Annotated in this window: 1 rRNA gene; it reads left to right on the plus strand. The window is 51.5% G+C overall.

Features of this window, described 5'->3' with window-relative positions:
• Positions 1-33: 33 nt before the first annotated feature.
• A 16S ribosomal RNA gene (locus DKK79_RS14260) occupies positions 34-1,480 on the plus strand; the annotation flags it as partial.

Raw genomic sequence — 1,480 nt, forward strand, 5'->3', positions numbered from 1 at the left:
TATGTCAGAGACAGTTATTGAGCATCAAACTTTAAATTGAAGAGTTTGATCATGGCTCAGATTGAACGCTGGCGGCAGGCTTAACACATGCAAGTCGAACGGTAACATGAGTGCTTGCACTTGATGACGAGTGGCGGACGGGTGAGTAAAGTATGGGGATCTGCCGAATGGAGGGGGACAACAGTTGGAAACGACTGCTAATACCGCATAAAGTTGAGAGACCAAAGCATGGGACCTTCGGGCCATGCGCCATTTGATGAACCCATATGGGATTAGCTAGTTGGTAGGGTAAAGGCTTACCAAGGCGACGATCTCTAGCTGGTCTGAGAGGATGACCAGCCACACTGGAACTGAGACACGGTCCAGACTCCTACGGGAGGCAGCAGTGGGGAATATTGCACAATGGGGGGAACCCTGATGCAGCCATGCCGCGTGTATGAAGAAGGCCTTCGGGTTGTAAAGTACTTTCGGTAATGAGGAAGGTGATGTATCTAATAGGTGCATCAATTGACGTTAATTACAGAAGAAGCACCGGCTAACTCCGTGCCAGCAGCCGCGGTAATACGGAGGGTGCGAGCGTTAATCGGAATGACTGGGCGTAAAGGGCATGTAGGCGGATAATTAAGTTAGGTGTGAAAGCCCTGGGCTCAACCTAGGAATTGCACTTAAAACTGGTTAACTAGAGTATTGTAGAGGAAGGTAGAATTCCACGTGTAGCGGTGAAATGCGTAGAGATGTGGAGGAATACCGGTGGCGAAGGCGGCCTTCTGGACAGATACTGACGCTGAGATGCGAAAGCGTGGGGAGCAAACAGGATTAGATACCCTGGTAGTCCACGCTGTAAACGATGTCGATTTGGAGTTTGTTGCCCTGAGTGATGGGCTCCGAAGCTAACGCGATAAATCGACCGCCTGGGGAGTACGGCCGCAAGGTTAAAACTCAAATGAATTGACGGGGGCCCGCACAAGCGGTGGAGCATGTGGTTTAATTCGATGCAACGCGAAGAACCTTACCTGGTCTTGACATCCACAGAATCTTGCAGAGATGCGAGAGTGCCTTCGGGACCTGTGAGACAGGTGCTGCATGGCTGTCGTCAGCTCGTGTTGTGAAATGTTGGGTTAAGTCCCGCAACGAGCGCAACCCTTATCCTTTGTTGCCAGCGATTTGGTCGGGAACTCAAAGGAGACTGCCGTTGATAAAGCGGAGGAAGGTGGGGACGACGTCAAGTCATCATGGCCCTTACGACCAGGGCTACACACGTGCTACAATGGCGTATACAAAGGGAGGCGACCTCGCGAGAGCAAGCGGACCTCATAAAGTACGTCTAAGTCCGGATTGGAGTCTGCAACTCGACTCCATGAAGTCGGAATCGCTAGTAATCGTGAATCAGAATGTCACGGTGAATACGTTCCCGGGCCTTGTACACACCGCCCGTCACACCATGGGAGTGGGTTGCACCAGAAGTAGATAGCTTAACCGC

This window comes from Gilliamella apicola (assembly GCF_003202915.1).
GTDB classification, from domain to species: domain Bacteria; phylum Pseudomonadota; class Gammaproteobacteria; order Enterobacterales; family Orbaceae; genus Gilliamella; species Gilliamella apicola_Q.